Source organism: Pantoea sp. 18059 (assembly GCF_902706165.1).
Lineage (GTDB): Bacteria > Pseudomonadota > Gammaproteobacteria > Enterobacterales > Enterobacteriaceae > Pantoea > Pantoea agglomerans.
On sequence record NZ_CACSJS010000004.1, the window covers coordinates 143141 to 166254 of the forward strand.

Below are 23114 nucleotides of genomic sequence, written 5' to 3' on the forward strand. Positions count from 1 at the left end.
GGTTAACGTTTGCCTGCGGGGAAATTACTGATAGTCGCTCATCGGCACGCAGGAGCAGAAGAGATTACGGTCGCCAAACACATCATCCAGACGTTTTACCGTCGGCCAGTATTTGTTGTGGCTGCCCGCCGGGAAGACTGCCAGTTCACGGCTGTAAGGATGTGACCACTCACTGACGATTTCCAGCTGAGTATGCGGCGCATTAACCAGTGGGTTGTCATCCAGCGGCCATTCACCTGACGTCACCCGATCAATCTCCATGCGGATCGCCAGCATCGCGTCGATAAAGCGATCCAGTTCGATTTTGCTCTCCGATTCGGTCGGCTCCACCATCAGAGTGCCCGCTACCGGGAAAGACATCGTTGGTGCGTGGAATCCATAATCGATCAGGCGCTTAGCAATATCCAGCTCACTGATGCCGGTCTGCTCTTTCAGCGGACGGATGTCGAGAATACATTCATGCGCCACGCGACCATCACGGCCGGTGTAGAGCACCGGATAGGCAGACTGCAGCCGGCGGGCAATATAGTTGGCATTCAGAATCGCGACCGAACTGGCCTGTTTCAGCCCTTCTGCGCCCATCATGCGAATGTACATCCAGCTGATTGGCAGAATGGATGCACTGCCAAACGGCGCTGCGGATACGGCGCCCTGCTGCGTCAGTACACCGTCGATCTGCACCACGCTGTGTCCCGGCACAAACGGAGCCAGGTGCGCTTTGACGCCAATCGGTCCCATACCCGGGCCGCCGCCGCCGTGCGGAATGCAGAAGGTTTTATGCAGATTCAGGTGTGAGACATCCGCGCCGATATAGCCAGGCGTGGTGATGCCGACCTGCGCATTCATGTTCGCGCCATCCAGATAGACCTGACCGCCATACTGATGCACGATCTGGCACACTTCGCGGATGGTCTCTTCATAAACGCCATGAGTTGACGGGTAAGTCACCATGATGCAGGAGAGCCTGTCGCCCGCCTGAGCCGCTTTCTTACGCAGATCGCCAAGGTCGATGTTGCCCTGTTTATCGCAGGCCACTACCACCACGTCCATGCCCGCCATCTGGGCTGAGGCCGGGTTAGTCCCATGCGCCGAGCTCGGGATCAGGCAGAGATGACGATCGCCCTCGCCACGGCTTTCGTGATAGCGGCGGATCGCCAGCAGTCCGGCATATTCACCCTGCGCGCCGGAGTTTGGCTGCATACAGAGTGCATCATAGCCGGTGAGCTGCACCAGCCACTGTGAAAGCTGGCCGATCATCTGCAGATAGCCGGTAGCCTGTTCAGCCGGGCAGAATGGATGCAGCTCCGCAAATTCCGGCCAGGTGATCGGGATCATCTCTGCCGCGGCATTGAGCTTCATGGTGCAGGAGCCCAGCGGGATCATCGCCTGATTCAGCGCCAGATCCTTTTTCTCCAGGCTGTGCATGTAGCGCATCATCTCGGTTTCGCTGTGATGACGGTTGAACACCGGATGGGTCAGGATCTCGCTGTGGCGTTGCAGGCCAGCAGGAATCGCGTGGCTCTCGCTGGCCACTTCGCTGTCGAGCTTTTCCAGGTCCTGGCCGTGTTCATCACCCAGCAGAATGGCGAACAACGCCAGAATATCTTCGCGGCAGGTGGTTTCATCCAGCGTGATACCCACGGCATTATGGATGTCGCTACGCAGGTTAACGCCAAAGCTCAGGGCACGATTCAGCACGGCAGCTTTATCCGCCACCTCCACCGTCAGCGTATCGAACCAGTGCTGATGGCGCAGCTTCAGGCCGCCCTGTTGCAGTCCAGCCGCCAGGATGTTGGTGAAGCGATGAATGCGTGAGGCAATGCGTTTCAGGCCCGCCGGGCCGTGGAACACCGCATAGAGACCGGCGATGTTTGCCAGCAGCACCTGCGACGTACAGATGTTGGAGTTGGCCTTTTCACGGCGGATATGTTGTTCACGGGTCTGCATCGCCATACGCAGCGCCGTGTTGCCCGCCGCATCACGTGAAACACCAATGATACGGCCTGGCATAGAGCGTTTATGCTCGTCGCGGCTGGCGAAGAATGCCGCGTGAGGGCCGCCGTAGCCCATTGGCACGCCGAAGCGCTGAGCTGAACCAAAGACAATGTCTGCACCCTGTTTGCCTGGCGCTTCCAGTAACACCAGCGACATAAAGTCCGCCGCCACGCTGACCACCACTTTGCGGGCTTTCAGTCCGGCAATCAGCGCGCTGTAATCGTGCGCTTCGCCGGTGGTGCCCACCTGTTGCAGCAGCACACCAAACAGGTCGTCATGATCGGGTGCTTTGTCCGCGCTATCAATAATCAGTTCGAAACCGAACGTCTCCGCACGGGTGCGGACCACATCCAGCGTCTGCGGATGGATATCATCGGCAATGAAGAATTTATTGGCATTTTTGAGCTTACTGACGCGTTTTGCCATCGCCATCGCTTCGGCGGCAGCGGTCGCTTCGTCCAGCAGTGAGGCGGACGCGATATCCATGCCGGTAAGATCCAGCGTCAGCTGCTGGAAGTTCAGCAGCGCTTCCAGACGGCCCTGGGAGACCTCGGGCTGATACGGAGTATAGGCGGTGTACCAGCCCGGATTCTCCAGCATATTACGCAGGATGACCGGCGGGGTGATCACCGCGCTGTATCCCATACCGATCCAGGATTTGTAACGCAGATTCTGGCTGGCAATCGCTTTCAGTTCGGCCAGAGCCTGCTGTTCAGTGGCGGCTTCGCCAACCGCTGGCGGGCCTGGCAGCTGAATGTCTGCCGGCACAATCGTGCTGATTAACGCTTCCAGCGAACGGGCACCAATAGCGTCAAGCATCTGCGCCTGCTGCTCAGGTGAAGGACCGATATGGCGCTCAATGAATGCACCGTTGTGTTCAAGCTGGCTGAGAGTCTGAGTCATTAGCAGTAAATCCTGAATCGGGCTGGGGGAACCGGAGAGCAAACATAAATCTGCGGCCTCAGTGTGAGGCCGCCTGACGACTACTCGTCGATGGAGGCTTTGTAAGCATCCGCATCCAGCAGCGTGTCGATTTCAGACGCGTCGCTGGCTTTGATTTTGAATAACCAGCCGCCTTCATAAGGCTCGCTGTTGACCTGCTCCGGTGAGTCAGTCAGTGCTTCGTTGACCGCCACAATCTCACCGCTGATCGGCGCATAGATATCTGAAGCCGCTTTAACGGATTCCGCGACCGCGCACTCTTCACCGGCGGCAAACGTCGCGCCCACTTCCGGCAGATCGACAAACACCATGTCGCCCAGTAGCTCCTGCGCGTGTTCAGTGATACCCACGGTGTAGCTGCCATCTTCTTCTTTGCGCACCCACTCGTGGCTGTCGCGGTACTTCAACGTATTCGGCACATTGCTCATTGGCCATTTCTCCTGAATAAAATTTACTGAGCGACCGGTTTACCGGCGCGGACAAAAACGGGACGGGTAACCTGGACCGGCATCTGGCGGTTACGGATCTCAACGATGGCGGTGCTGCCGACTGAGGCCGGTACGCGCGCGAGGGCGATGCTGCAACCCAGCGTCGGAGAGAAAGAGCCACTGGTGATGATCCCCTCCTGCGGCTGCCCCTGGTCATCGGTGAAACGCACCGGCAAGCCGTTACGCAGCACCCCTTTTTCTGTGAGGATGAGTCCTACCAGCTTTTCGGTACCGCGTTCACGCTGCAGTTCCAGCGCTTCCCGGCCGATGAAATCGCGGTCAGCAGGTTCCCAGCAGACCGTCCAGCCCATGTTGGCAGCCAGCGGTGAAACGCCTTCATCCATCTCCTGACCATACAGATTCATACCCGCTTCCAGACGCAGCGTGTCACGTGCACCCAGTCCGGCAGGTTTAACGCCAGCAGCCAGCAGACGCTGCCAGAAATCGGCCGCCTCCTCTGCGGGCATAGCAATCTCATATCCCGCTTCGCCGGTATAGCCGGTGGTGGCGATAAACAGGTCACCTGACTGCACGCCGAAAAATGGCTTCATGCCGGCAACAGCCTGACGCTGCTCCTCGCTGAACAGCGTCTGTGCCTTCTGCTGCGCCTGCGGACCCTGCACGGCAATCAGCGCCAGGTCGTCGCGTTCCGTCAGCGTAATGCCATAGCCCTGCGCGTGTTGCGTGATCCAGGCGAGATCGTTTTCACGGGTGGCAGAGTTCACCACCAGGCGGAAGAACTCTTCGCTCATAAAGTAAACAATCAAATCGTCAATGACGCCACCCGAGGCATTCAGCATCCCGGTGTAGAGCGCTTTGCCTGGCTGGGTCAGTTTTGCCACATCATTTGCCAGCAGGTAGCGCAGGAATTCACGGGTACGCGGGCCTGTCAGGTCGACGATGGTCATGTGAGAGACATCAAACATACCGGCGTCGGTGCGCACCACATGATGTTCATCCATCTGGGAGCCATAGTGCAGCGGCATCATCCAGCCATGAAAATCCACCATGCGGGCACCGCAGGCCTGATGCTGTTCAAACAGAGGTGTTTGCTGAGTCATAACCATCCTGTGCAGAAGCGAGTGAGTGCAAAAGTGCGCCGGAATTCAGTGCCGACGCAAACGTTCTCTTAGGGCTGACGTTACCACCGAATCTGACGATTAACCATAAGCAAACCGGGGTCGAAAGCAGAGGCACAGCCTAACCAGGAACGGCTGCCAACAGGATATAAAACTGCAATTTTGTGATTAATCGCGCAATAAATGCAGGGAATTTAAATATACGCAGCAAATTTATGCGGGATGGCATTCAGGATGTTAAAAAAATCCCGCGCCCAGCGGACAGAATAATGAGAAAAAGTAATGCGAATTCGCCCGCAAAATTAGAATAAATCAAACGAAGACCTCTGCTGGTGCAGCGTTGCCTTTTTGTGGTGCAGAGCGGTGTCAGGCGTAAAAAAAGCCAGCAGAAGCTGGCTTATCAGAAGGGCGAATTTAGCGTAGCCAGGCGGGCAGATCATTCAGGCCCATCGCCTGCTTCAGCATCATGGGTTTGACACCCGGCAGACGGTCAGCCAGTTTCAGACCCACGTCGCGCAGCAATTTTTTCGCCGGGTTATTGCCTGCGAACATCTCACGGAAGCCCTGCATTCCCGCCAGCATCATTGCGGCGCTGTGCTTACGGCTGCGCTCATAGCGTCGCAGATAGAGGTGCTGACCAATATCTTTGCCCTGCTGATGCAGACGGCGAATCTCACCGATCAGCTCGGCGGCATCCATAAACCCAAGGTTAACGCCCTGACCCGCCAGCGGATGAATGGTGTGAGCCGCATCGCCCACCAGCGCCAGACGGTGTGCCGCGAAATTGCGGGCATAGCGCGCCACCAGCGGAAACGATTTGCGCTCGCTTTCCAGCTGGCACAGGCCGAGCCGCATATCAAACGCCACCGAGAGCTGCTGATTGAACAGCGCTTCCGGCATGGTTTCCAGACGGCTCGCTTCCTGCGGCGAGAGCGACCAGACGATGGAACTGAGATGCGGATCCTGCATCGGCAGGAAAGCCAGAATGCCGTCGCCGTGGAACACCTGGCGCGCTACTGCGTCGTGCGGCTTCTCAGTGCGGACATTAGCCACTAACGCATGGTGATCGTAATCCCAGAAGGTCAGCGGGATATCGGCTTTATTGCGCAGCCAGGAGTTAGCGCCGTCAGCGGCAATCATTAATCGCGCACTTAACATGCTGCCATCCTGCAGGGTAACGAAGGCTTCGTTATCACCAAACGCGACCTGCTGTAACTGCGAGGGTGCCATAATCGTCACGTCGCTGCAGGCGCTGGCACGTTGCCAGAGCGCATTGTGGATCACCGGGTTTTCGATGATATGTCCCAGATGCGACAGGCCCTGCTGCTCATCATCAAAGGCGATGGAGCCGAAACTGTCCTTATCCCACACTTCCATGCCGTGATAAGCGCTGGCGCGCAGCGAGAGAATGGTCGACCAGACATCCAGCTTCTGCAGCAGCCGTTCGCTGGCGGCATTGATTGCCGACACGCGAACTGACGGTGACGCACTCAGCGCCAGCGGTGGCTCCGGTGATTTTTCCAGTACGGCGATGCGCAGTCCGCTGCCCTGCAAGCCGCAGGCCACCGCCAGTCCCACCATACCGCCACCGGCAATCACCACATCAAAAGTTTGCATCTGAGCCTCTTTATTAACGCTTAACCCAGCCAAGCGTGCGCTCAGCCAGTTGATTTCTTAACCACGGCAGATGATCCATCGCCAGCAGGCCCAGGTTCCGTCCTGCCACCAGCGGGCCATAGTGATTTGCAAAGACGCGAACCAGTCCGTCGGTGATACCGATGGTGGCGGCGCGGTCGGGCTGACGACGCTGCTGGTAATGATGCAGCACCGCATAGCTGCCGGGGTCCTGCTGCTGCCGATGGGCGGCTGCCAGCGTTTCAGCCAGCGACATCACATCGCGCAGGCCCAGGTTGAAGCCCTGCCCGGCAATCGGATGCAGCGTCTGCGCCGCATTGCCCACCACCGCCACGCGATGCGTCACTGGCGACATCGCCCGGTGCAGTGCCAGCGGGTAATACTCACGCTGGCCGGTGTGGGTGAATTTCCCCAGCCGCCAGCCAAAGGCACGCTGCAGCTGGCTGAGGAATTCGGCCTCGCTCCACTGCTCAATGCGTTCGCGCTGTGAAACCGGATGACACCAGACCAGCGACAGGCGATTGCCGGACATCGGCAACAGCGCCAGCGGGCCATGTTCGGTAAAACGTTCAAATGCCCGGCCCTGATGAGGCAGCGCGGTGGAGACATTGGCAATCACGGCAAGCTGTTCATAGTCGTCTCTTTGCCACTGAATGCCGCACGAAGCCGCCAGTGCAGAGCGCGTGCCATCCGCCGCCACCAGCAGTTTGCCGCTGAGTGGTTCGCCACTGTCCAGCGTCACCTCAACCTGCTGCTCATGGCGGTTAGCCTGGATGACACGAGCCGGACAGCGCAGCGTTACGCCGGGTGCTTTTTTCAGTTCCGCAAACAGACGCTGACCGACGTCAAACAGCTCGACAACCTGTCCCAGCGCCGGAATAGCGTAGTCAGCCGCCGCCAGCGACACAAAACCGGCATGACCGCGATCGGAGACATGAATGTCGGTAATCGGCGTGGCACAACGGGCGATGTGCTGCCACAGATTGATGTCCGCAAGCTGCTGGCAGGTACCGGCAGAGAGCGCAATAGCGCGGCCATCGAAACCGGGATGCGCCCGACTGCCAGGCTCGCTGCTTTCAATCAGCGTTACCGGCAGTGTGCCCTGGGTCAGATGGGAGATCGCCAGCGCCAGCGTCGCCCCGGTCATGCCGCCACCGGCAATCAGAATCGTCATGCCTGTTTTGCCGCCGCTATCAGTGCTTCAATCTCATCCGCCTCTTTCACGACGCTGTCGGTGAGATTTTCAATGCCATCTTCAGTGATCACAATGTCATCTTCGATTCGGATACCAATGCCGCGATACTGCGCGGGCACGTCGGCATCCGGTGCGATATAAAGACCCGGCTCGACGGTTAACACCATGCCCGGTTCCAGTACGCGGTCGCGGCTCGGGGTGCCGTAGTGGCCGACATCATGCACATCCAGCCCCAGCCAGTGGCCCAGGCCATGCATATAGAACTGACGATGGACTTCCTCGGCGATCAATGTATCGACGTCGCCCTCCAGGATGCCCAGCTCCACCAGCCCGGTGACCATGATGCGCACCACTTCATCATTCACTTCACGAATGCTGATGCCTGGCCGGAACAGTTCAAGCGAGCGGTTGAGGCAAGCCAGCACGATGTCATAAATCGCGCGCTGCGCCGGGCTGAATTTGCCATTAACCGGGAAGGTGCGGGTGATATCGCCTGCATAGCCATGGAACTCACAGCCTGCATCGATCAGCACCAGATCGCCGTCGCGCATTTCGCTTTCGTTTTCGGTGTAGTGCAGAATGCAGCCGTTAACTCCGGCACCCACAATGGTGTTATAGGAGGGAAAACGCGCGCCGTGACGGTTAAATTCGTGCTGAATTTCCCCTTCGAGCTGATACTCGAACAGGCCTGGCCGACAGACTTGCATGGCGCGGGTATGCGCCAGTGCACTGATTTTCCCGGCGCGACGTAACAGTTCAATCTCATCCGCATCTTTAAACAGGCGCATCTCATGCACCCAGGGACGCCAGTCAGTGAGGGTATCGGGCGCACTGAGATGCTGGCGGAAGCCGCGACGTAGCTTATCCAGCGCGCTGAACACCAGTGTGTCCGCGTGGGCATATTCGCCCTGCGCATGGTAAACCACATCCAGGCCATTCAGCAGCAGGTGCAGCTGGTCACCAATATCATTCCAGGGTAAAGCGCGATCGACGCCCAGTTTGTCGGGTGCGGCCTCCTGACCCAGGCGACGGCCAGACCAGGTTTCCGCCGCAGGATCGCGCACGCGGTTAAACAACACGCTGTGGTTATGATTCTCATCGCTTTTGATCAGCACCAGCAACGCCTGCGGCTCGTTAAAACCGGTGAAATACCAGAAGTCGCTGCTCTGGCGGAACGGATATTCGGTGTCATTACTGCGCATCACTTCTGGCGCAGCAAAGATTAACGCTGCGCTGCCAGGCACCATCTTCGCCAGCAGCGCCTGACGACGCTGCAGGAATCGTTCCAGTGAAATCATCTCTGCACTCCCTGTAAACTGACCGGTTAAACTCGTTGACCTGAAATTAGTGTAGCGTCGGTTTTTGCACTTCTGGCGCGGTTGGCTGCGGGCGGGTGAACGTATCGTGGCACAGCAGCGCGGCGACACGAACGTACTCAATCACCTCCTCCAGCGACTGCTCCAGCTCCTCCTGGTCTTCATCTTCTTCGTAACCGAGCTGTGCGATAGTGCGCAGATCATCGATTGCTTCGCCGGTTTCGCCGGTGACTTTATCCAGTTTAGGCTGTGTTACGCCCAGGCCGAGCAGAAAATGGTTAACCCAGCCCGCCAGCGCGTCGGCACGGTCAAAGACGGTGATGTCGTCGTCAGCAGGCAGCAGCAGCTGAAACAGGAAGCCTTCATCTTCCAGCGTAGTCGCCGTATGCTCGTGTAGCTCCGCCAGCGGCACGGCAAGAGTGTGTGAAAACGCCATGCCTTCGTTAGCCAGATCGTGTACCAGCGTCTTCCAGCTGGTGTCCTGGTTCCCACCGCAGAGGATCCCGCTCAGCAGGCCGTGCATTTCTGCGGGCGTCATTCCTACGCCCTGCTGTGAGAGCACTGCCGCGAGCGCGTTGTAATCGGGGGTTGCGTTCTGTAAGGACATAAGTTTTCATCGTCGTTGGCAGAATAAGTTCGTGTTATGCTACCACTAGCTGCCTCAAGGTTTCCAGAAAAGGGGTTGTATCTTATTTCGTGGGTCTATATAGTTGCCCGCCTCCCAAGCCATTGACTGCTAAGGGAGTTGCGAGCGAAGTAATCAGTCAGGAAGGTGGCATGTCTGCACAACCGGTAGATTTACAAATTTTTGGTCGTTCGTTGAGAGTAAATTGTCCGCCAGAGCAGCAAGATGCGCTCAATAGCGCGGCTGAAGATCTCAATCAACGGTTGCAAGATCTAAAAGTTCGCACTAGAGTCACCAATACAGAACAACTGGTGTTCATCGCCGCGTTAAACGTCTGCCACGAGCTGGCGCAAGAGAAAGTGAAAACGCGCGATTATGCTGCTAATATGGAACAGCGTATCCGTATGTTGCAGCAGACGATTGAACAGGCATTAGTTGAGCAGGGTCGCATCTCTGAGCGTGAGGGTGCGAAGTTCGAATAAAACTTCATGGTTGCTATACTTAAGTAACGGTGAGGTAAATTTTCTCTGAGATGTTTGCATGTGGGCCAGTCCCCTGAGCCGATATTTCGAAAAAACAGAATGTGACGCTCGTAACCTGTGTGCATGCTCGGTTCGTCCGAGAAGCCTGATGGTTATGACGGCATGTTCACCTTGAACCAAGGGTTCAAGGGTTACAGCCTACGGCGGCATCTCGGAGATCTCTCTTCCTGTAGTCCTGCTTTTTTCCCCTGACTGACATGTTATAGTCGCTCAACAGCGACTTATCCGGCGGGGAAATCATGTCTGAACCTTCCATGTCTGAACCTTCAATGACCCAGCGTCAGGCGATTCGCCAGCATGTGCGACATCTGCGACGGGCACTTACCGATGAGCAGCAAACGCAGGCCGCTGAGCAGCTCGCTGAACATGCGCTCAACTACGCCCCGGTGACTGAAGCGCGCAATATCGCCCTGTTTCTGTCGGTGGATGGCGAACTGAATACCCGTCCGCTGATTGCCCGCCTCTGGCATCTGAAGAAAACAGTCTGTCTGCCGGTTTTACACCCCTTCTCCCCCGGTAATTTGTTGTTTCTGCGCTACTCGCCCGATACCCCATTGCTCAAAAATAAGCTGCGCATTCCTGAACCGCCGCTGGATATCCGGCAGGTGATCACGCTTGATCAACTGGATCTGATGATGGTGCCGCTGGTAGCGTTTGATCAGCATGGACAGCGTCTGGGGATGGGCGGCGGCTTCTACGATCGCACCCTGCAGAACTGGCGGCAGCACGGTTTTTTGCCGGTGGGCCTGGCACACGATTGTCAGCAGGTCGATAGCCTGCCGGTGGCAGAATGGGATGTGCCTTTGCCGGCGGTAATGACGCCATCAAAACTCTGGCAGTGGGAGTAGAAGAGTCGCTTTTGCAGACAAGTGAAAACCCATACCTGGGCGCATCTGGCAGCAATGAAATAGCTTAACGCGCAGGGAACATGGTCAGAAGAGGAAAGCGTCCCGCCGCCCGGATAAAAACGCCGGGAGCGTTTTTGAACAACGCAACGCGTTGGCCCGGTTACGGGCGCACCTCAGGGATGAGGTGCGTAATCGCGCGGGACGGGCATGCCATGGATGGCGGCTTTTGCATCTTTCCGATCTGACCGTGTTCTCTTCGCAGTCTCGGTCTTACAGCAAATCGGGACAGCCTGTATTAACTACCTGAAGAGACGCGACTAAGCGCCTGTTCAGGTTGGTAGCGCTTAGTAAAGCAGACGGGCGCGGATGGTACCCGGAATCGCCTTCATCAGTTGCAGCGCGTTCTCGGCCACTTCCGGCTCTGCATCAATGTCGATCACCACATAGCCCATAAACGGCGAGGTTTGCAGATACTGGGCGGCGATGTTGATGCCCTGCTCGGCAAAAATCTGGTTGATGGCCGTCAGCACGCCAGGGCGGTTCTCATGGATATGCAGCAGACGACTGGCGCTGATACCGTGAATCGGCAGTGACACTTCGGGGAAGTTAACAGCCGAGAGAGTCGAGCCGTTATCGGAGTATTTCGCCAGCTTGCCCGCCACTTCAATGCCGATGTTCTCCTGCGCTTCTTCCGTCGAGCCGCCAATGTGCGGCGTCAGGATCACGTTGTCGAACTCACTCAGTGGAGAGATAAACGGCTCGCTGTTGGTAGCTGGCTCGCTCGGGAAGACGTCGATGGCTGCGCCACCCACATGCTTGCTGGCCAGCGCATCGCACAGCGCCGGGATATCCACCACCGTGCCGCGTGAGGCGTTAATCAGCAGCGCGCCAGGCTTCATCTGCGCCAGCTGCTCTGCACCAATCATATCCTGTGTAGAGACGGTTTCCGGCACGTGCAGGCTGACAACGTCGCTCATGTTGAGGAGATCGGCCAGATGGCGTACCTGCGTGGCATTACCCAGCGGCAGCTTGTTTTCAATGTCGTAGAAGAAAACATGCATACCCAGGCTTTCTGCCAGCACGCCCAGCTGCATTCCGATATGGCCGTAACCGATAATACCCAGTTTTTTGCCACGCGCTTCAAATGAGCCTTTGGCAATCTTATTCCAGATGCCACGGTGTGCTTTCGCATTCGCTTCCGGGATGCCACGCAGCATCAGCAGCATCTCACCAATCACCAGCTCCGCAACCGAGCGGGTATTTGAGAACGGCGCATTGAACACGGGAATACCCCGGCTGGCAGCCGCCTGCAGATCAACCTGGTTGGTACCGATACAGAAACAGCCAACGGCGACCAGCTTTTCAGCCGCCGCAAAAATCTCTTCAGTGAGCTGGGAGCGGGAACGGATACCAATAAAGTGTGCATCACGGATCGATGCTTTTAACGCGTCGGAATCCAGTGCGCCCTTATGGAATTCGATGTTGGTATAGCCTGCAGCCCGCAGGTTCTCCAGCGCGCTCTGATGGACACCTTCCACCAGCAGGAACTTAATCTTATCTTTTTCCAGTGATACCTTTGCCATTTCCCGATCCTATTCAGCATTCAATGAGGACTACCATAAGCCAGCCTTCTGTCAAAATATCAAAAAAATCGCGTCGGGCAATACAAACGATTGCCCGGCCGCCAGCACGGCAGCGGCTGACGGCAGCACATTGCCGGACAAAATAAGGAGGTCGGACTGGAAGAGAGAACGAACCCGCTGCCGATGACGGTTATGTGACATAAGTCACCAAATTTCACCGCAGCGAGAAAAGATGATTTGCAGGCAGAAATAACCGACGCCGCATCGACGCCGGACAGATCATTTTTTGATGGTTTTCACGCCATCAGGCCCGCCAATCAGTGCAATATCGGCACCACGCGCGGCAAAAAGGCCCACGGTAACGACGCCAGGCAAGGCGTTGATGGTTTTTTCCAGCTCAATGGGATCGAGAATGCGCAGATTATGCACATCGAGAATAATGTTGCCGTTATCGGTGACCACGTTCTGACGATACTCAGGCAAACCGCCCATTTTCACCAGCTGACGCGCCACATAACTGCGCGCCATCGGGATCACCTCGACCGGCAGCGGGAAACGGCCCAGCACATCGACCTCTTTTGAAGCGTCAGCGATACAGATAAAGGTTTCAGCCACGGCGGCCACGATCTTTTCGCGCGTCAGCGCCGCGCCGCCGCCTTTGATCATCTGCATCTGTGGGTTGATCTCATCCGCGCCATCTACGTACACCGACAGCAGGTCAATCTCGTTCAGGTCGAACACCTGAATACCCAGGCTCTTCAGCTTCTGGGTTGAGGCATCCGAGCTGGAGACGGCACCTTCAATCTGATGCCTGACCGTGGCAAGCGCATCGATAAAGTGGGCAGCGGTGGATCCGGTGCCCACACCAACAACGGTGCCCGGCTGCACGTACTCAAGTGCAGCCCAGCCAACGGCTTTTTTCAGTTCATCCTGGGTCATGGTATGTTTAAAACCTGTGCGACAACGAAGTGCGCGTAGTATAAAACAAGGCTTGCTGAAAATGCTCGGCTGACCGACGTGGATTTATCGCTTTGGAAGCCAGCCCACAAAAAACAAGAGAGCCATCACAGGTGATACTTTTGTGGCATAGTGACATCCATCCTGAAGGAGAGAGAAGAATAATGAAACGCCCGGATTATCGAACGCTTCAGGCGCTGGATTCAGTGATCCGCGAACGCGGATTTGAGCGTGCCGCTCAAAAATTATGTATCACCCAGTCAGCGGTTTCACAGCGTATCAAGCAGCTGGAGAATCTGTTTGGTCAGCCGCTGCTGGTGCGCACGGTGCCACCACGTCCGACCGAACAGGGTCAGAAACTGCTGGCGTTGCTGCACCAGGTGGAACTGCTGGAAGAGGAGTGGCTGGGCGATGAGAACAGTGGCACCACGCCACTGCTGCTGTCGCTGGCGGTCAATGCCGACAGTCTGGCGACCTGGCTGCTGCCTGCACTGAAGGATGTGCTGGCAGATTCACCCGTACGCCTGAATCTGCAGGTCGAAGATGAAACCCGCACCCAGGAGCGTCTGCGTCGTGGTGAAGTGGTGGGTGCGGTGAGTATTCAGCCGCAGCCGCTGCCCAGTTGCCTGGTGGATCAGCTCGGTGCGCTCGACTACCTGTTTGTGGCGTCGCGTGACTTTGCCGATCGCTTCTTCCCCAACGGCGTCACCCGCTCTGCCCTGCTGAAAGCGCCTGCGGTGGCGTTTGACCATCTTGATGATATGCATCAGGCCTTCCTGCAACAGAACTTTGATCTCTCACCGGGCAGTGTGCCCTGCCACATCGTGAACTCCTCTGAAGCCTTTGTGCAGATGGCGCGACAGGGTTCAACCTGCTGTATGATCCCGCATCTACAGATTGAGCGTGAGCTGGCGAGCGGTGAGTTAATAGATCTGACGCCAGGCTTGTGTCAGCGCCGGATGCTCTACTGGCATCGTTTTGCGCCGGAAAGCCGGTTAATGCGTCGGGTGACCGATGCGCTGATTGCGCATGGACATCGGGTGCTGCGTCAGGATGACGTCGCAGCCTGAAAACAAAAACGGGGCGAAAGCCCCGTTTTTACTGCTGACAAATTATGCCCCGAACGGCTGTAAGAATGGATTGGCTCAGGGAACAAGGTCAGATCGGAAAGGCGCTTAAGCCAATCCCTGGCCGCTCGGCCCGCGCCGTCCATGGCGCGGGACGCTTTCCTCCTCTGACCATGTTCCCTTCGCTTTGAATTTATTCATTGCGGTCAAATCCTGAGATTCATCGGCAGTCTTAACGGGGCATCAGCCCCGTTTTGCACTATGGCGTATTGGGCTTGATCTCAAACACCACATCAACCTGATCGTCAAAGTTGATGCTCTGCTGATCGTAGGTCTCCTGCGCCGAGGTATCTGCCGCTGCAGCCGCTTTATACATACGGTTCATCGGCATCGGCTGATAGTTAGCGACCTGATAACGAATGCTGTAGATCGATCCCAGCTTCGCGTTAAAGCCTTCAGCCAGCTGTGATGCCTGCTGCGTCGCATTTTTAATCGCTGCTTTACGCGCCTGCTCTTTGTAACTCTCCGGATTTGCCACGCCTAACTCGACGCTACGCACCTCATTCAGACCGGACTTCAGCGCCCCGTCCAGCAGATCATTCAGCTTGTCCAGCTGACGCAGGGTTACCTGCACCTGACGCACCGCACGGTAGCCTTTCAGGACGGATTTACCCTCTTTGGTGTAATCGTACTCAGGCTGGGTGCTCAGGTTTGCCGCATCAATATCTTTCTTCTCAATGCCGTTTTTCTGCAGAAAATCGAAATATTGTGCAACCCGGCTATCCGCCTGCTTTTTCGCATCTGCGGCATCTTTTGACGACACGTTCACCACGATAGAGAGTGTGGCGATATCGGGACGGGCATCGACCGTTGCCTTGCCTGAGGTCACCACGTGTGGCCCGTTCGGTAACTCATCAGCGTGTACGCCAGGCAATGCCCCGGCGCTCATGATTGCGGCCAGAGCCAATGCTTTCAGTTTCATGAAAGTCCTCCTTGAAAAGGTACTATGACGGCTTCCAACCGGCGAAGCCCAACAGCGCATCGGTATGCGCCATGCTTTGAGTGGTCATTATGGCAAAAGTTCGGCCTCCGCGCGGCAATAACCGCACCGGATCGACGTTGGGATCAAAATCCGGCAATGCCCTGGCGCGCCAGTTGCAGGGCGATAAACCACATCACCGCGCCTACCAGCAGGTTAATGATGCGCTGGGCTTTGGCGGTGCGCAGGCGTGGTGACAGCCAGGCGGCCAGCAGCGCCAGACCAAAGAACCACAGGATCGACGCACTGATGGTGCCCAGCGCAAACCACTGACGCGCGGTGGTGGTCGGCAACTGACCGCCAAGACTGCCCAGCACCACAAAGGTATCGAGATAGACGTGCGGATTGAGCCAGGTCACTGCCAGCAGCGTCGCGATAATGCGTCCCCTGCTCTGCTTTAATGGCTCACCATCCGCCAGATCGGCGTCGCCGCGAAAAGCGCTACGCAGTGCGCCCCAGCCATACCACAACAGAAAGGCTACGCCCGCCCAGGTGATCACCATCAGCAGCAGTGGAGACTGGCTCAGCAAGGCACTGCCGCCAAAGATCCCACCGCAGATCAGCAGAATATCACTCAGCGAGCAGAGGGCCGCCGTCATCAGATGATACTGACGCTTTACGCCCTGATTCATGACAAAAGCGTTCTGCGGTCCCAGCGGCAGAATCAGCGCGGCGCCCAGGGCAAGCCCCTGAAAATAGAGAGATAACACAGGATTATTTCCTCACATCGTTAGAGGAGGAGAAGTATAAAGAGAGAGGATGATTAGCGGAAATTGAAAGAATTAATCTGCGATTAGCAAAATGAATGGGCGACAGACGCCGCCCACTGAAAGATTACTGTGGCTGAACCTGGGTTGCTTCTGCTTCAGGCGCCGGCTTCTGATGCAGATGCACATCCATCTGCGGATAAGGAATACCAATCCCTTTTCCATCCAGCGCGCGCTTAAAGTTCTTCAGCAGATCCCAGTAAACGTCCTGCAGGTCGCCGCTGTTGCTCCAGCAACGCACCACAAAGTTCATAGAGGAGGCTGCCAGTTCGTTAAGACCGATCTGAATACCTTTATCTTTCAGCACGCGGCTATCCGCTTCTACAACCTGTTGCAGTAAGGCGATCACTTCATCCACATCCGCCTCGTAAGCCACGCCAATGATAAATTCATTACGGCGAACCGGTTCACGCGAGAAGTTGACGATGTTCCCGCTGATGATCTTGCCGTTTGGCACCACCACGATTTTGCCGTCTGCCGTTCTCAGCGTGGTGGAGAAAATCTGCACATGCAGCACGGTTCCCATAACGCCGCCCAGATCGACGAACTCGCCGGTGCGAAACGGACGGAAAGTGACCAGCAGAACGCCTGCAGCAAGGTTAGAGAGTGACCCCTGCAGCGCCAGACCCACGGCCAGACCCGCAGCACCCAGCACGGCAATCACCGAGGCGGTCTGCACACCGATGCGTCCCAGCGCTGCGATAACGGTGAAGGCGATAACCCCATAGCGCACCAGTGCGGAGAGGAAGTCCGCCACGGTAGCGTCTATGTGACGGGCGCGCAGCAGGCGATTTACGGCATTAGAAATGATACGGGCGATAATCATCCCGATAATAATGATGGCAATAGCTGCAACGATATTTACGGCATAGCTGATGATCAGCGCCTGATTGCGAACCAGCCAGTTACCTGCGTTGTTTAAGCCGTCGACGACGTGTAACTCTTCCATTAATAAGCCCTGTTGTTAGATTCCCACCGGGAATGAAAAAACTGCCAGATGACATCCGACACCCTGCCATCAAGGGTAATCAATTATCTCCTTAAGCGCCAAACCGACCGGCGTTTAACCCTGTTTTTCCAGAAATTGTGCATAAAAAAAGGCCCTTTCGGGCCTTTTTTGTACGGTAACGACTCATCAGTTACAGCACGTCGACAGCGTTAAGCTCTTTGAAAGCCTGTTCCAGACGCACCACCATAGAGGCCTGGGCTGAACGCAGCCAGACGCGTGGGTCGTAGTATTTTTTGTTTGGCTTGTCAGCGCCTTCCGGGTTACCCAGCTGCGACTGCAGATAGCCTTCGTTCTTTTTGTAGTACTGCAGGATGCCGTCCCAGGTTGCCCATTGGGTATCGGTATCGATGTTCATCTTGATCACGCCGTAGCTGATAGACTCTTCGATTTCTGCAGCAGAAGAACCTGAACCGCCGTGGAAAACGAAGTCCAGCGCGTTGTGCGGCAGGCCATGTTTTTCACACACATATTTCTGCGAATCGCGCAGAATGGTCGGAGTCAGTTTCACGTTACCTGGCTTGTAAACGCCGTGAACGTTACCGAATGATGCCGCAATGGTGAAGCGCGGGCTGATAGCATTCAGTTTTTCGTACGCGTAGTTCACATCTTCTGGCTGGGTGTAGAGTGCAGATGCGTCCATATGGCTGTTATCAACGCCATCTTCTTCACCACCGGTGCAGCCCAGTTCGATTTCCAGAGTCATGTCGAGTTTCGCCATGCGCGCCAGATATTTGCTGCTGATCTCGATGTTCTCTTCCAGTGACTCTTCTGACAGGTCGATCATGTGAGAAGAGAAAAGAGGCTTACCGTTTTTCTGGAAGTACTCTTCACCTGCGTCCAGCAGACCATCGATCCATGGCAGCAGTTTCTTGGCACAGTGGTCAGTGTGCAGGATAACCGGCACGCCATACTGCTCAGCCATCAGGTGGACATGGTGCGCACCCGCGATAGCGCCGAAAATTGCCGCGCCCTGTGGTTTGTCAGTTTTGAAGCCTTTACCCGCGATAAATGCAGCACCGCCGTTAGAGAACTGGATGATGATTGGCGCTTTAACTTTCGCCGCTGCTTCCAGTGCCGCATTGATGGAGTCAGTGCCGACGCAGTTTACGGCTGGCAGTGCGAATTTGTTCTCTTTCGCAACTTTGAAGATCTTCTGTACGTCATCACCAGTGACAACGCCGGGTTTTACGAAATCAAAAATTTTAGACATGATTGTGTCCTGTTTCGTGACCGTTGTTCCCCTTGAGGAACGTCGATTTAAACGCCCAGACGGGCAAGACTTCAGGCGATGCCGCCAGGCATCGCCCCCAAAGGATTACTGCTTCGCACGCTCTTCCAGCATGGCAACTGCAGGCAGTTTTTTGCCTTCCACGAACTCAAGGAACGCGCCGCCGCCGGTAGAGATGTAGGAAATTTTGTCTTCGATGCCGAACAGGTCGATAGCCGCTAAGGTATCGCCGCCGCCTGCAACAGAGAAGGCATCGCTGTCTGCAATGGCGTTAGCCACGATCTCGGTGCCTTTACGGAAATTAGGGAACTCAAACACGCCCACCGGGCCGTTCCACAGGATGGTTTTAGCATCCTTCAGGATGGCAGCCATCGCCTGTGCGGTTTCATCACCAAAGTCCATAATCTCTTCGTTATCCGCAACTTCCGAAACCTTTTTCACGGTAGCGGTCGCAGTTTCAGAGAATTCTGTGCCGACACGTGAGTCAGTTGGAACCGGAATACCGTGCTGATCGCGCAGGCCTTTAGCCGCTTCAACGAAGTCTGGCTCATACAGAGATTTGCCGACGTTGTTGTCGATAGCGACGAAGGTGTTGGCAATGCCGCCGCCCACAATCACGGTGTCCGCGATTTTGACCAGAGATTGCAGCACATCAAATTTGGTAGAGACTTTAGAACCCCCTACCACAGCCACCAGCGGACGCTCCGGGTTGCTCATGACTTTACCCAGCGCTTCCAGTTCTGCAGAGAGCAGCGGGCCAGCACAGGCGATAGGGGCAAATTTGCCGACGCCGTGGGTAGAAGCCTGTGCGCGGTGCGCGGTACCAAAGGCGTCCATCACAAAGACGTCGCACAGAGCAGCATATTTTTTAGACAGCGCTTCGTCATCTTTCTTTTCGCCTTTGTTAAAGCGAACGTTTTCCAGCACAACCAGTTCGCCAGCGCCGACTTCAACGCCATCGAGGTAATCTTTTGCCAGGGTCACGGTGGTGCCGCTAAGCTTGTCTTTCAGGTAGTTAACTACCGGCAGCAGCGAGAACTCTTCATTGTATTCACCTTCGGTCGGACGACCCAGGTGAGAGGTAACCATTACTTTCGCGCCCTGTTTCAACGCCGCTTCAATGGTTGGCAGAGAAGCACGGATACGTGCATCAGACGTCACTTTACCTTCTTTAACCGGTACGTTCAGATCGGCACGGATCAGAACGCGTTTACCAGCCAGATCCAGATCGGTCATCTTAATTACAGACATGGTGAATCCTCTCGTTGATTCTCATAAGTTTTGCCAGACGCATACCGCGTCTTACCTGAAACCGCTTGCGGCCATCGCTAACGTCGTGTCGAGCATTCGGTTAGCAAAGCCCCATTCGTTGTCACACCAGACCAGGGTCTTGATAAGGTGTTGACCGCTGACCCGCGTTTGTGTTCCGTCCACAATGGCACTGTGCGGATCATGGTTAAAATCTACTGAGACTAACGGTAATTCCGTATAGTCAACTATACCACGAAATGTCCCTTCTGCCGCGCTTCGCAGCAGGGTGTTAACTTCACACGCCGTCACCGCCTGATGCACAGAAACGCTGAGATCAATGGCCGTCACGTTAATCGTCGGGACGCGAACGGCTATCGCCTCGAAGCGATCGTTGAATTTCGGAAAAATACGGGTAATGCCTGCCGCCAGGCGAGTGTCCACCGGGATGATCGACTGACTGGCTGCACGCGTACGGCGCAGATCGCTGTGATAGGCGTCGATCACCTGCTGATCGTGCATCGCCGAGTGGATCGTGGTGACGGTGCCGGATTCGATACCAAACGCATCATCCAGCAGTTTAATCACCGGGATAATGCAGTTAGTGGTACAGGAAGCGTTGGAGACGATGCGGTCACTGGCGGTGAGTAACTGCTGGTTAACGCCATACACCACTGTGGCGTCGAGATCGTTTCCGCCGGGATGAGAGAACAGCACTTTTTTGGCGCCAGCCTGAAGATGCGCTTCGCCATCAGCGCGTGAGCCATAGACGCCGGTGCAGTCCAGCACCACATCCACGTCGAGTTCACGCCACGGCAGATCGGCAATGGCTGCACGGTGCAAAATGCGCAGGGTATCGCCACCCACCCACATTACATCGCGCTCCTGGCGGACATCGAAAGCAAAACGGCCATGGCTGGTATCGTATTTCAGCAGATGCGCCATACCGGTGGCTTCTGCCAGCTCGTTAATCGCGACCACGGTGATCTCTGCACGTCGGCCCGTTTCATACAGCGCGCGCAGGACGTTGCGTCCAATCCGGCCAAAACCATTTATCGCTATCCGTACCGTCATTTCTCTCCTGCCACGTCAGACTGAAAAAAACGTGCCGTTAGCCTGAGCGTTTCACTGCATTTTGTACAGGAGATTCTTACCCGGCATTGTCCGAAACCAGGGCGATTTGCCTGGCGACTGAAACGGTTCAGCTACAATAATAGAAGGAAGGAATAACAGGAATGATTGTGATCAATCTGACTGCTTAAATTTGGATCTGCGTCACAAATTAAGGCAAAAGGCGGTTATTACTGCAGGAATAAAAAAATAAAAGGGACGAAAATCTCGTCCCTCTTTTTTTACAGCCGGGCGGGAACAGGCCCGCCTGACCGGTTTTACGCCAGCAGCGCTTTCGCTTTCGCGACGACGTTGTCGACGGTAAAGCCAAACAGTTCGAACAGCTGATCGGCAGGTGCAGATTCGCCGAAGCTGGTCATGCCCACGATAGCGCCGTTCAGGCCGGTGTATTTGAACCAGTAATCAGCGATGCCCGCTTCGATTGCGACGCGTGCGCTGACCGCTTTTGGCAGTACGGATTCACGGTACTCATCACTCTGCTTGTCGAAGGCATCCGTTGATGGCATAGAGACCACGCGCACTTTGCGGCCTTCGCTGGTGAGTTTGTCCCAGGCACCGACAGCCAGTTCAACTTCGGAACCGGTGGCGATCAGGATCAGCTCAGGCGTGCCATCGCAATCTTTCAGCACGTAACCGCCGCGCGCTACGTTAGCCAGCTGAGCAGTGTCACGCTCCTGCTGCGCCAGGTTCTGACGGGAGAAGATCAGCGCCGTCGGGCCATCTTTACGCTCAATAGCATATTTCCACGCCACCGCGGATTCAACCTGGTCACATGGACGCCACAGGCTCATGTTTGGCGTGGTGCGCAGGCTCGCCATCTGTTCAACCGGCTGGTGCGTCGGGCCATCTTCGCCCAGACCGATAGAGTCGTGGGTGTAGACCATGATCTGACGGATCTTCATCAGTGCCGCCATACGCGCTGCGTTACGCGCATATTCAACAAACATCAGGAAGGTCGCGGTGTAAGGCAGGAAGCCGCCGTGCAGCGCCAGGCCATTGGCGATTGCGGTCATACCGAACTCACGCACGCCGTAGTGGATGTAGTTACCCGCAGCATCTTCGTTGATCGGCTTAGAGCCAGACCAGATTGTCAGGTTGCTGGGTGCCAGATCGGCTGAGCCGCCCAGGTATTCCGGCAGAATTTTACCGAAAGCTTCAATAGCATTCTGTGAGGCTTTACGGCTGGCGATCTTCGCCGGGTTCGCCTGCAGCTGCTCAACGAACTTCTGCGACTCTTCCTGCCAGTTAGCTGGCAGTTCGTTGCTGACGCGGCGTTTAAACTCGGCAGCCAGTTCAGGATGAGCCTGTGCGTAAGCGGCGAATTTCTCATTCCATGCAGACTCTTTCGCCTGGCCCGCTTCTTTCGCGTCCCACTCAGCGTAGATATCAGAAGGAATAACGAACGGCGCGTGGGTCCAGCCCAGCTGCTTGCGGGTCAGTGCCACTTCATCATCACCCAGCGGTGCGCCGTGTGAATCATGGGTACCGGCTTTGTTCGGTGAACCAAAACCGATAACGGTTTTGCACATCAGCAGTGAAGGCTTGTCGCTGACGCTTTTCGCTTCTTCGATCGCTTTCGCAATCGCATCCGCATCGTGACCATCGACGCCGCGCACCACGTGCCAGCCGTAAGCTTCAAAGCGCTTAGCGGTGTCGTCGGTGAACCAGCCATCAATGTGACCATCGATAGAGATACCGTTGTCATCATAAAACGCTACCAGTTTGCCCAGCTTCAGCGTACCCGCCAGTGAGCAGACTTCGTGCGAGATACCTTCCATCATGCAGCCATCACCCATGAAGACATAGGTGTTGTGGTCTACGATGTCATGACCCGGACGGTTGAACTGTGCTGCCAGCGTGCGCTCAGCAATGGCAAAACCGACTGCGTTAGCGATGCCCTGCCCCAGCGGACCGGTGGTGGTTTCAACGCCCACGGTGTAGCCATATTCCGGGTGACCTGGAGTTTTTGAGTGCAGCTGACGGAAGTTTTCCAGTTCGCTCAGGGGCAGATCGTAACCGGTCAGGTGCAACAGGCTATAGATCAGCATTGAGCCGTGACCGTTAGAGAGCACGAAACGGTCGCGGTCAGCCCACAGCGGGTTGGTTGGGTTGTGGTTCAGGTAGCCGCGCCAGAGTACTTCAGCGATGTCCGCCATGCCCATTGGGGCACCCGGATGTCCCGATTTCGCTTTCTGTACTGCATCCATACTTAACGCACGAATGGCGTTGGCAAGCTCTTTACGAGAGGGCATTTTCTACTCCAGGTCGGATTAATGCTTCGCACCTTAACTTATTGTTATTAATGAGTTACCGGGCAAAACAAGGAAAAAGTTGCCCATCAATGTACATGAGAAACGGGGCAAAAGTACATGCTGTAAAACGCTAAATGCAGCCGCTTCGTATGGCTTTTCCAGCCATAT

General features: G+C 56.0%; 19 protein-coding genes and 1 other RNA gene. 4 read left to right on the forward strand and 16 right to left on the reverse strand.

What is annotated here, in order from left to right; translation table 11 throughout:
• Positions 1-24 precede the first annotated feature (24 nt).
• From gcvP to GVJ63_RS12685, 7 genes are all read right to left on the reverse strand, one after another.
• Entirely contained in the window at positions 25-2898 is a 2874-nt protein-coding gene (gene gcvP, locus GVJ63_RS12655; protein WP_159226966.1) for an aminomethyl-transferring glycine dehydrogenase, read from the reverse strand.
• A gap of 80 nt (positions 2899-2978) precedes the next feature.
• Positions 2979-3365, reverse strand: a complete 387-nt coding sequence (gene gcvH / locus GVJ63_RS12660; RefSeq protein ID WP_010248802.1) for a glycine cleavage system protein GcvH — start codon at positions 3363-3365, stop codon at positions 2979-2981.
• A 23-nt stretch (positions 3366-3388) separates the two neighbouring features.
• Entirely contained in the window at positions 3389-4486 is a 1098-nt protein-coding gene (gene gcvT, locus GVJ63_RS12665; RefSeq protein ID WP_010248804.1) for a glycine cleavage system aminomethyltransferase GcvT, read from the reverse strand.
• A gap of 432 nt (positions 4487-4918) precedes the next feature.
• Complete coding sequence (gene ubiI / locus GVJ63_RS12670) at positions 4919-6121, reverse strand: FAD-dependent 2-octaprenylphenol hydroxylase (RefSeq protein WP_010671056.1); 1203 nt, start codon at positions 6119-6121, stop codon at positions 4919-4921.
• A gap of 13 nt (positions 6122-6134) precedes the next feature.
• Positions 6135-7313, reverse strand: coding sequence for a 2-octaprenyl-6-methoxyphenyl hydroxylase (gene ubiH, locus GVJ63_RS12675; protein ID WP_061703080.1), 1179 nt, complete (start codon positions 7311-7313; stop codon positions 6135-6137).
• Positions 7310-8632: a Xaa-Pro aminopeptidase gene (pepP, locus tag GVJ63_RS12680; protein WP_159226967.1), complete on the reverse strand. Its 1323-nt coding sequence runs from the start codon at positions 8630-8632 to the stop codon at positions 7310-7312. The genes ubiH and pepP overlap by 4 nt, the downstream gene beginning before the upstream one ends.
• Positions 8633-8678: 46 nt before the next feature.
• Entirely contained in the window at positions 8679-9257 is a 579-nt protein-coding gene (locus GVJ63_RS12685) for a YecA family protein (protein ID WP_022623836.1), read from the reverse strand.
• 170 nt (positions 9258-9427) lie between these two features.
• Here GVJ63_RS12685 and zapA point away from each other — a divergent pair, with 170 nt between their 5' ends.
• The 3 genes from zapA (at position 9428) to GVJ63_RS12700 (ending at position 10665) form a co-directional block, all read left to right on the forward strand.
• Complete coding sequence (gene zapA, locus GVJ63_RS12690; protein ID WP_008925677.1) at positions 9428-9757, forward strand: cell division protein ZapA; 330 nt, start codon at positions 9428-9430, stop codon at positions 9755-9757.
• A 39-nt stretch (positions 9758-9796) separates the two neighbouring features.
• Positions 9797-9979, forward strand: a non-coding RNA gene (ssrS, locus tag GVJ63_RS12695) — 6S RNA.
• Between the two features lie 92 nt (positions 9980-10071).
• Positions 10072-10665 carry a 5-formyltetrahydrofolate cyclo-ligase gene (locus tag GVJ63_RS12700; protein WP_010671060.1) on the forward strand — a complete coding sequence of 198 codons (594 nt, stop codon included), beginning with the start codon at positions 10072-10074 and terminating at the stop codon, positions 10663-10665.
• 344 nt (positions 10666-11009) lie between these two features.
• Here the strand turns inward: GVJ63_RS12700 and serA are convergent, their stop codons facing one another.
• Positions 11010-12248, reverse strand: coding sequence for a phosphoglycerate dehydrogenase (gene serA / locus GVJ63_RS12705; protein WP_010248817.1), 1239 nt, complete (start codon positions 12246-12248; stop codon positions 11010-11012).
• A gap of 279 nt (positions 12249-12527) precedes the next feature.
• A complete protein-coding gene (gene rpiA / locus GVJ63_RS12710; protein ID WP_010248819.1) occupies positions 12528-13187 on the reverse strand; it encodes a ribose-5-phosphate isomerase RpiA in 660 nt (219 codons plus the stop codon).
• 182 nt (positions 13188-13369) lie between these two features.
• Here rpiA and GVJ63_RS12715 point away from each other — a divergent pair, with 182 nt between their 5' ends.
• A complete protein-coding gene (locus tag GVJ63_RS12715; RefSeq protein WP_010248822.1) occupies positions 13370-14275 on the forward strand; it encodes a LysR family transcriptional regulator ArgP in 906 nt (301 codons plus the stop codon).
• Positions 14276-14531: 256 nt separating this feature from the next.
• On the opposite strand, the gene GVJ63_RS12720 is transcribed toward GVJ63_RS12715, so the two are convergent.
• The 7 genes from GVJ63_RS12720 to tkt all read right to left on the reverse strand — a co-directional run bounded on the left by GVJ63_RS12720 (position 14532) and on the right by tkt (position 22946).
• Complete coding sequence (locus tag GVJ63_RS12720; RefSeq protein ID WP_010248826.1) at positions 14532-15254, reverse strand: oxidative stress defense protein; 723 nt, start codon at positions 15252-15254, stop codon at positions 14532-14534.
• A 143-nt stretch (positions 15255-15397) separates the two neighbouring features.
• Positions 15398-16021 (reverse strand): arginine exporter ArgO, encoded by a 624-nt coding sequence (argO, locus tag GVJ63_RS12725; RefSeq protein WP_010671062.1) that lies wholly within the window; start codon positions 16019-16021, stop codon positions 15398-15400.
• A 124-nt stretch (positions 16022-16145) separates the two neighbouring features.
• On the reverse strand, positions 16146-17027 hold the full coding sequence (mscS, locus tag GVJ63_RS12730; RefSeq protein WP_010248833.1) for a small-conductance mechanosensitive channel MscS: 882 nt from the start codon (positions 17025-17027) through the stop codon (positions 16146-16148).
• A gap of 190 nt (positions 17028-17217) precedes the next feature.
• On the reverse strand, positions 17218-18297 hold the full coding sequence (fbaA, locus tag GVJ63_RS12735) for a class II fructose-bisphosphate aldolase (protein WP_010248835.1): 1080 nt from the start codon (positions 18295-18297) through the stop codon (positions 17218-17220).
• Between the two features lie 105 nt (positions 18298-18402).
• On the reverse strand, positions 18403-19566 hold the full coding sequence (pgk, locus tag GVJ63_RS12740) for a phosphoglycerate kinase (protein ID WP_010248837.1): 1164 nt from the start codon (positions 19564-19566) through the stop codon (positions 18403-18405).
• A gap of 51 nt (positions 19567-19617) precedes the next feature.
• A complete protein-coding gene (gene epd / locus GVJ63_RS12745) occupies positions 19618-20637 on the reverse strand; it encodes an erythrose-4-phosphate dehydrogenase (protein ID WP_033758731.1) in 1020 nt (339 codons plus the stop codon).
• Between the two features lie 314 nt (positions 20638-20951).
• A complete protein-coding gene (gene tkt / locus GVJ63_RS12750; protein WP_031592557.1) occupies positions 20952-22946 on the reverse strand; it encodes a transketolase in 1995 nt (664 codons plus the stop codon).
• Positions 22947-23114: the final 168 nt, after the last annotated feature.

Bases quoted from the DNA above. Each gene is read 5' to 3' on its own strand.
- ubiI (WP_010671056.1), bottom strand. From the start codon at position 6,121: ATGCAAACTTTTGATGTGGTGATTGCCGGTGGCGGTATGGTGGGACTG.
- mscS (WP_010248833.1), bottom strand. From the start codon at position 17,027: ATGGAAGAGTTACACGTCGTCGACGGCTTAAACAACGCAGGTAACTGG.
- epd (WP_033758731.1), bottom strand. From the start codon at position 20,637: ATGACGGTACGGATAGCGATAAATGGTTTTGGCCGGATTGGACGCAAC.
- tkt (WP_031592557.1), bottom strand. From the start codon at position 22,946: ATGCCCTCTCGTAAAGAGCTTGCCAACGCCATTCGTGCGTTAAGTATG.
- fbaA (WP_010248835.1), bottom strand. From the start codon at position 18,297: ATGTCTAAAATTTTTGATTTCGTAAAACCCGGCGTTGTCACTGGTGAT.
- gcvT (WP_010248804.1), bottom strand. From the start codon at position 4,486: ATGACTCAGCAAACACCTCTGTTTGAACAGCATCAGGCCTGCGGTGCC.
- GVJ63_RS12715 (WP_010248822.1), top strand. From the start codon at position 13,370: ATGAAACGCCCGGATTATCGAACGCTTCAGGCGCTGGATTCAGTGATC.
- pgk (WP_010248837.1), bottom strand. From the start codon at position 19,566: ATGTCTGTAATTAAGATGACCGATCTGGATCTGGCTGGTAAACGCGTT.
- gcvP (WP_159226966.1), bottom strand. From the start codon at position 2,898: ATGACTCAGACTCTCAGCCAGCTTGAACACAACGGTGCATTCATTGAG.
- zapA (WP_008925677.1), top strand. From the start codon at position 9,428: ATGTCTGCACAACCGGTAGATTTACAAATTTTTGGTCGTTCGTTGAGA.
- pepP (WP_159226967.1), bottom strand. From the start codon at position 8,632: ATGATTTCACTGGAACGATTCCTGCAGCGTCGTCAGGCGCTGCTGGCG.
- rpiA (WP_010248819.1), bottom strand. From the start codon at position 13,187: ATGACCCAGGATGAACTGAAAAAAGCCGTTGGCTGGGCTGCACTTGAG.
- ubiH (WP_061703080.1), bottom strand. From the start codon at position 7,313: ATGACGATTCTGATTGCCGGTGGCGGCATGACCGGGGCGACGCTGGCG.
- GVJ63_RS12700 (WP_010671060.1), top strand. From the start codon at position 10,072: ATGTCTGAACCTTCAATGACCCAGCGTCAGGCGATTCGCCAGCATGTG.
- serA (WP_010248817.1), bottom strand. From the start codon at position 12,248: ATGGCAAAGGTATCACTGGAAAAAGATAAGATTAAGTTCCTGCTGGTG.
- GVJ63_RS12685 (WP_022623836.1), bottom strand. From the start codon at position 9,257: ATGTCCTTACAGAACGCAACCCCCGATTACAACGCGCTCGCGGCAGTG.
- GVJ63_RS12720 (WP_010248826.1), bottom strand. From the start codon at position 15,254: ATGAAACTGAAAGCATTGGCTCTGGCCGCAATCATGAGCGCCGGGGCA.
- gcvH (WP_010248802.1), bottom strand. From the start codon at position 3,365: ATGAGCAATGTGCCGAATACGTTGAAGTACCGCGACAGCCACGAGTGG.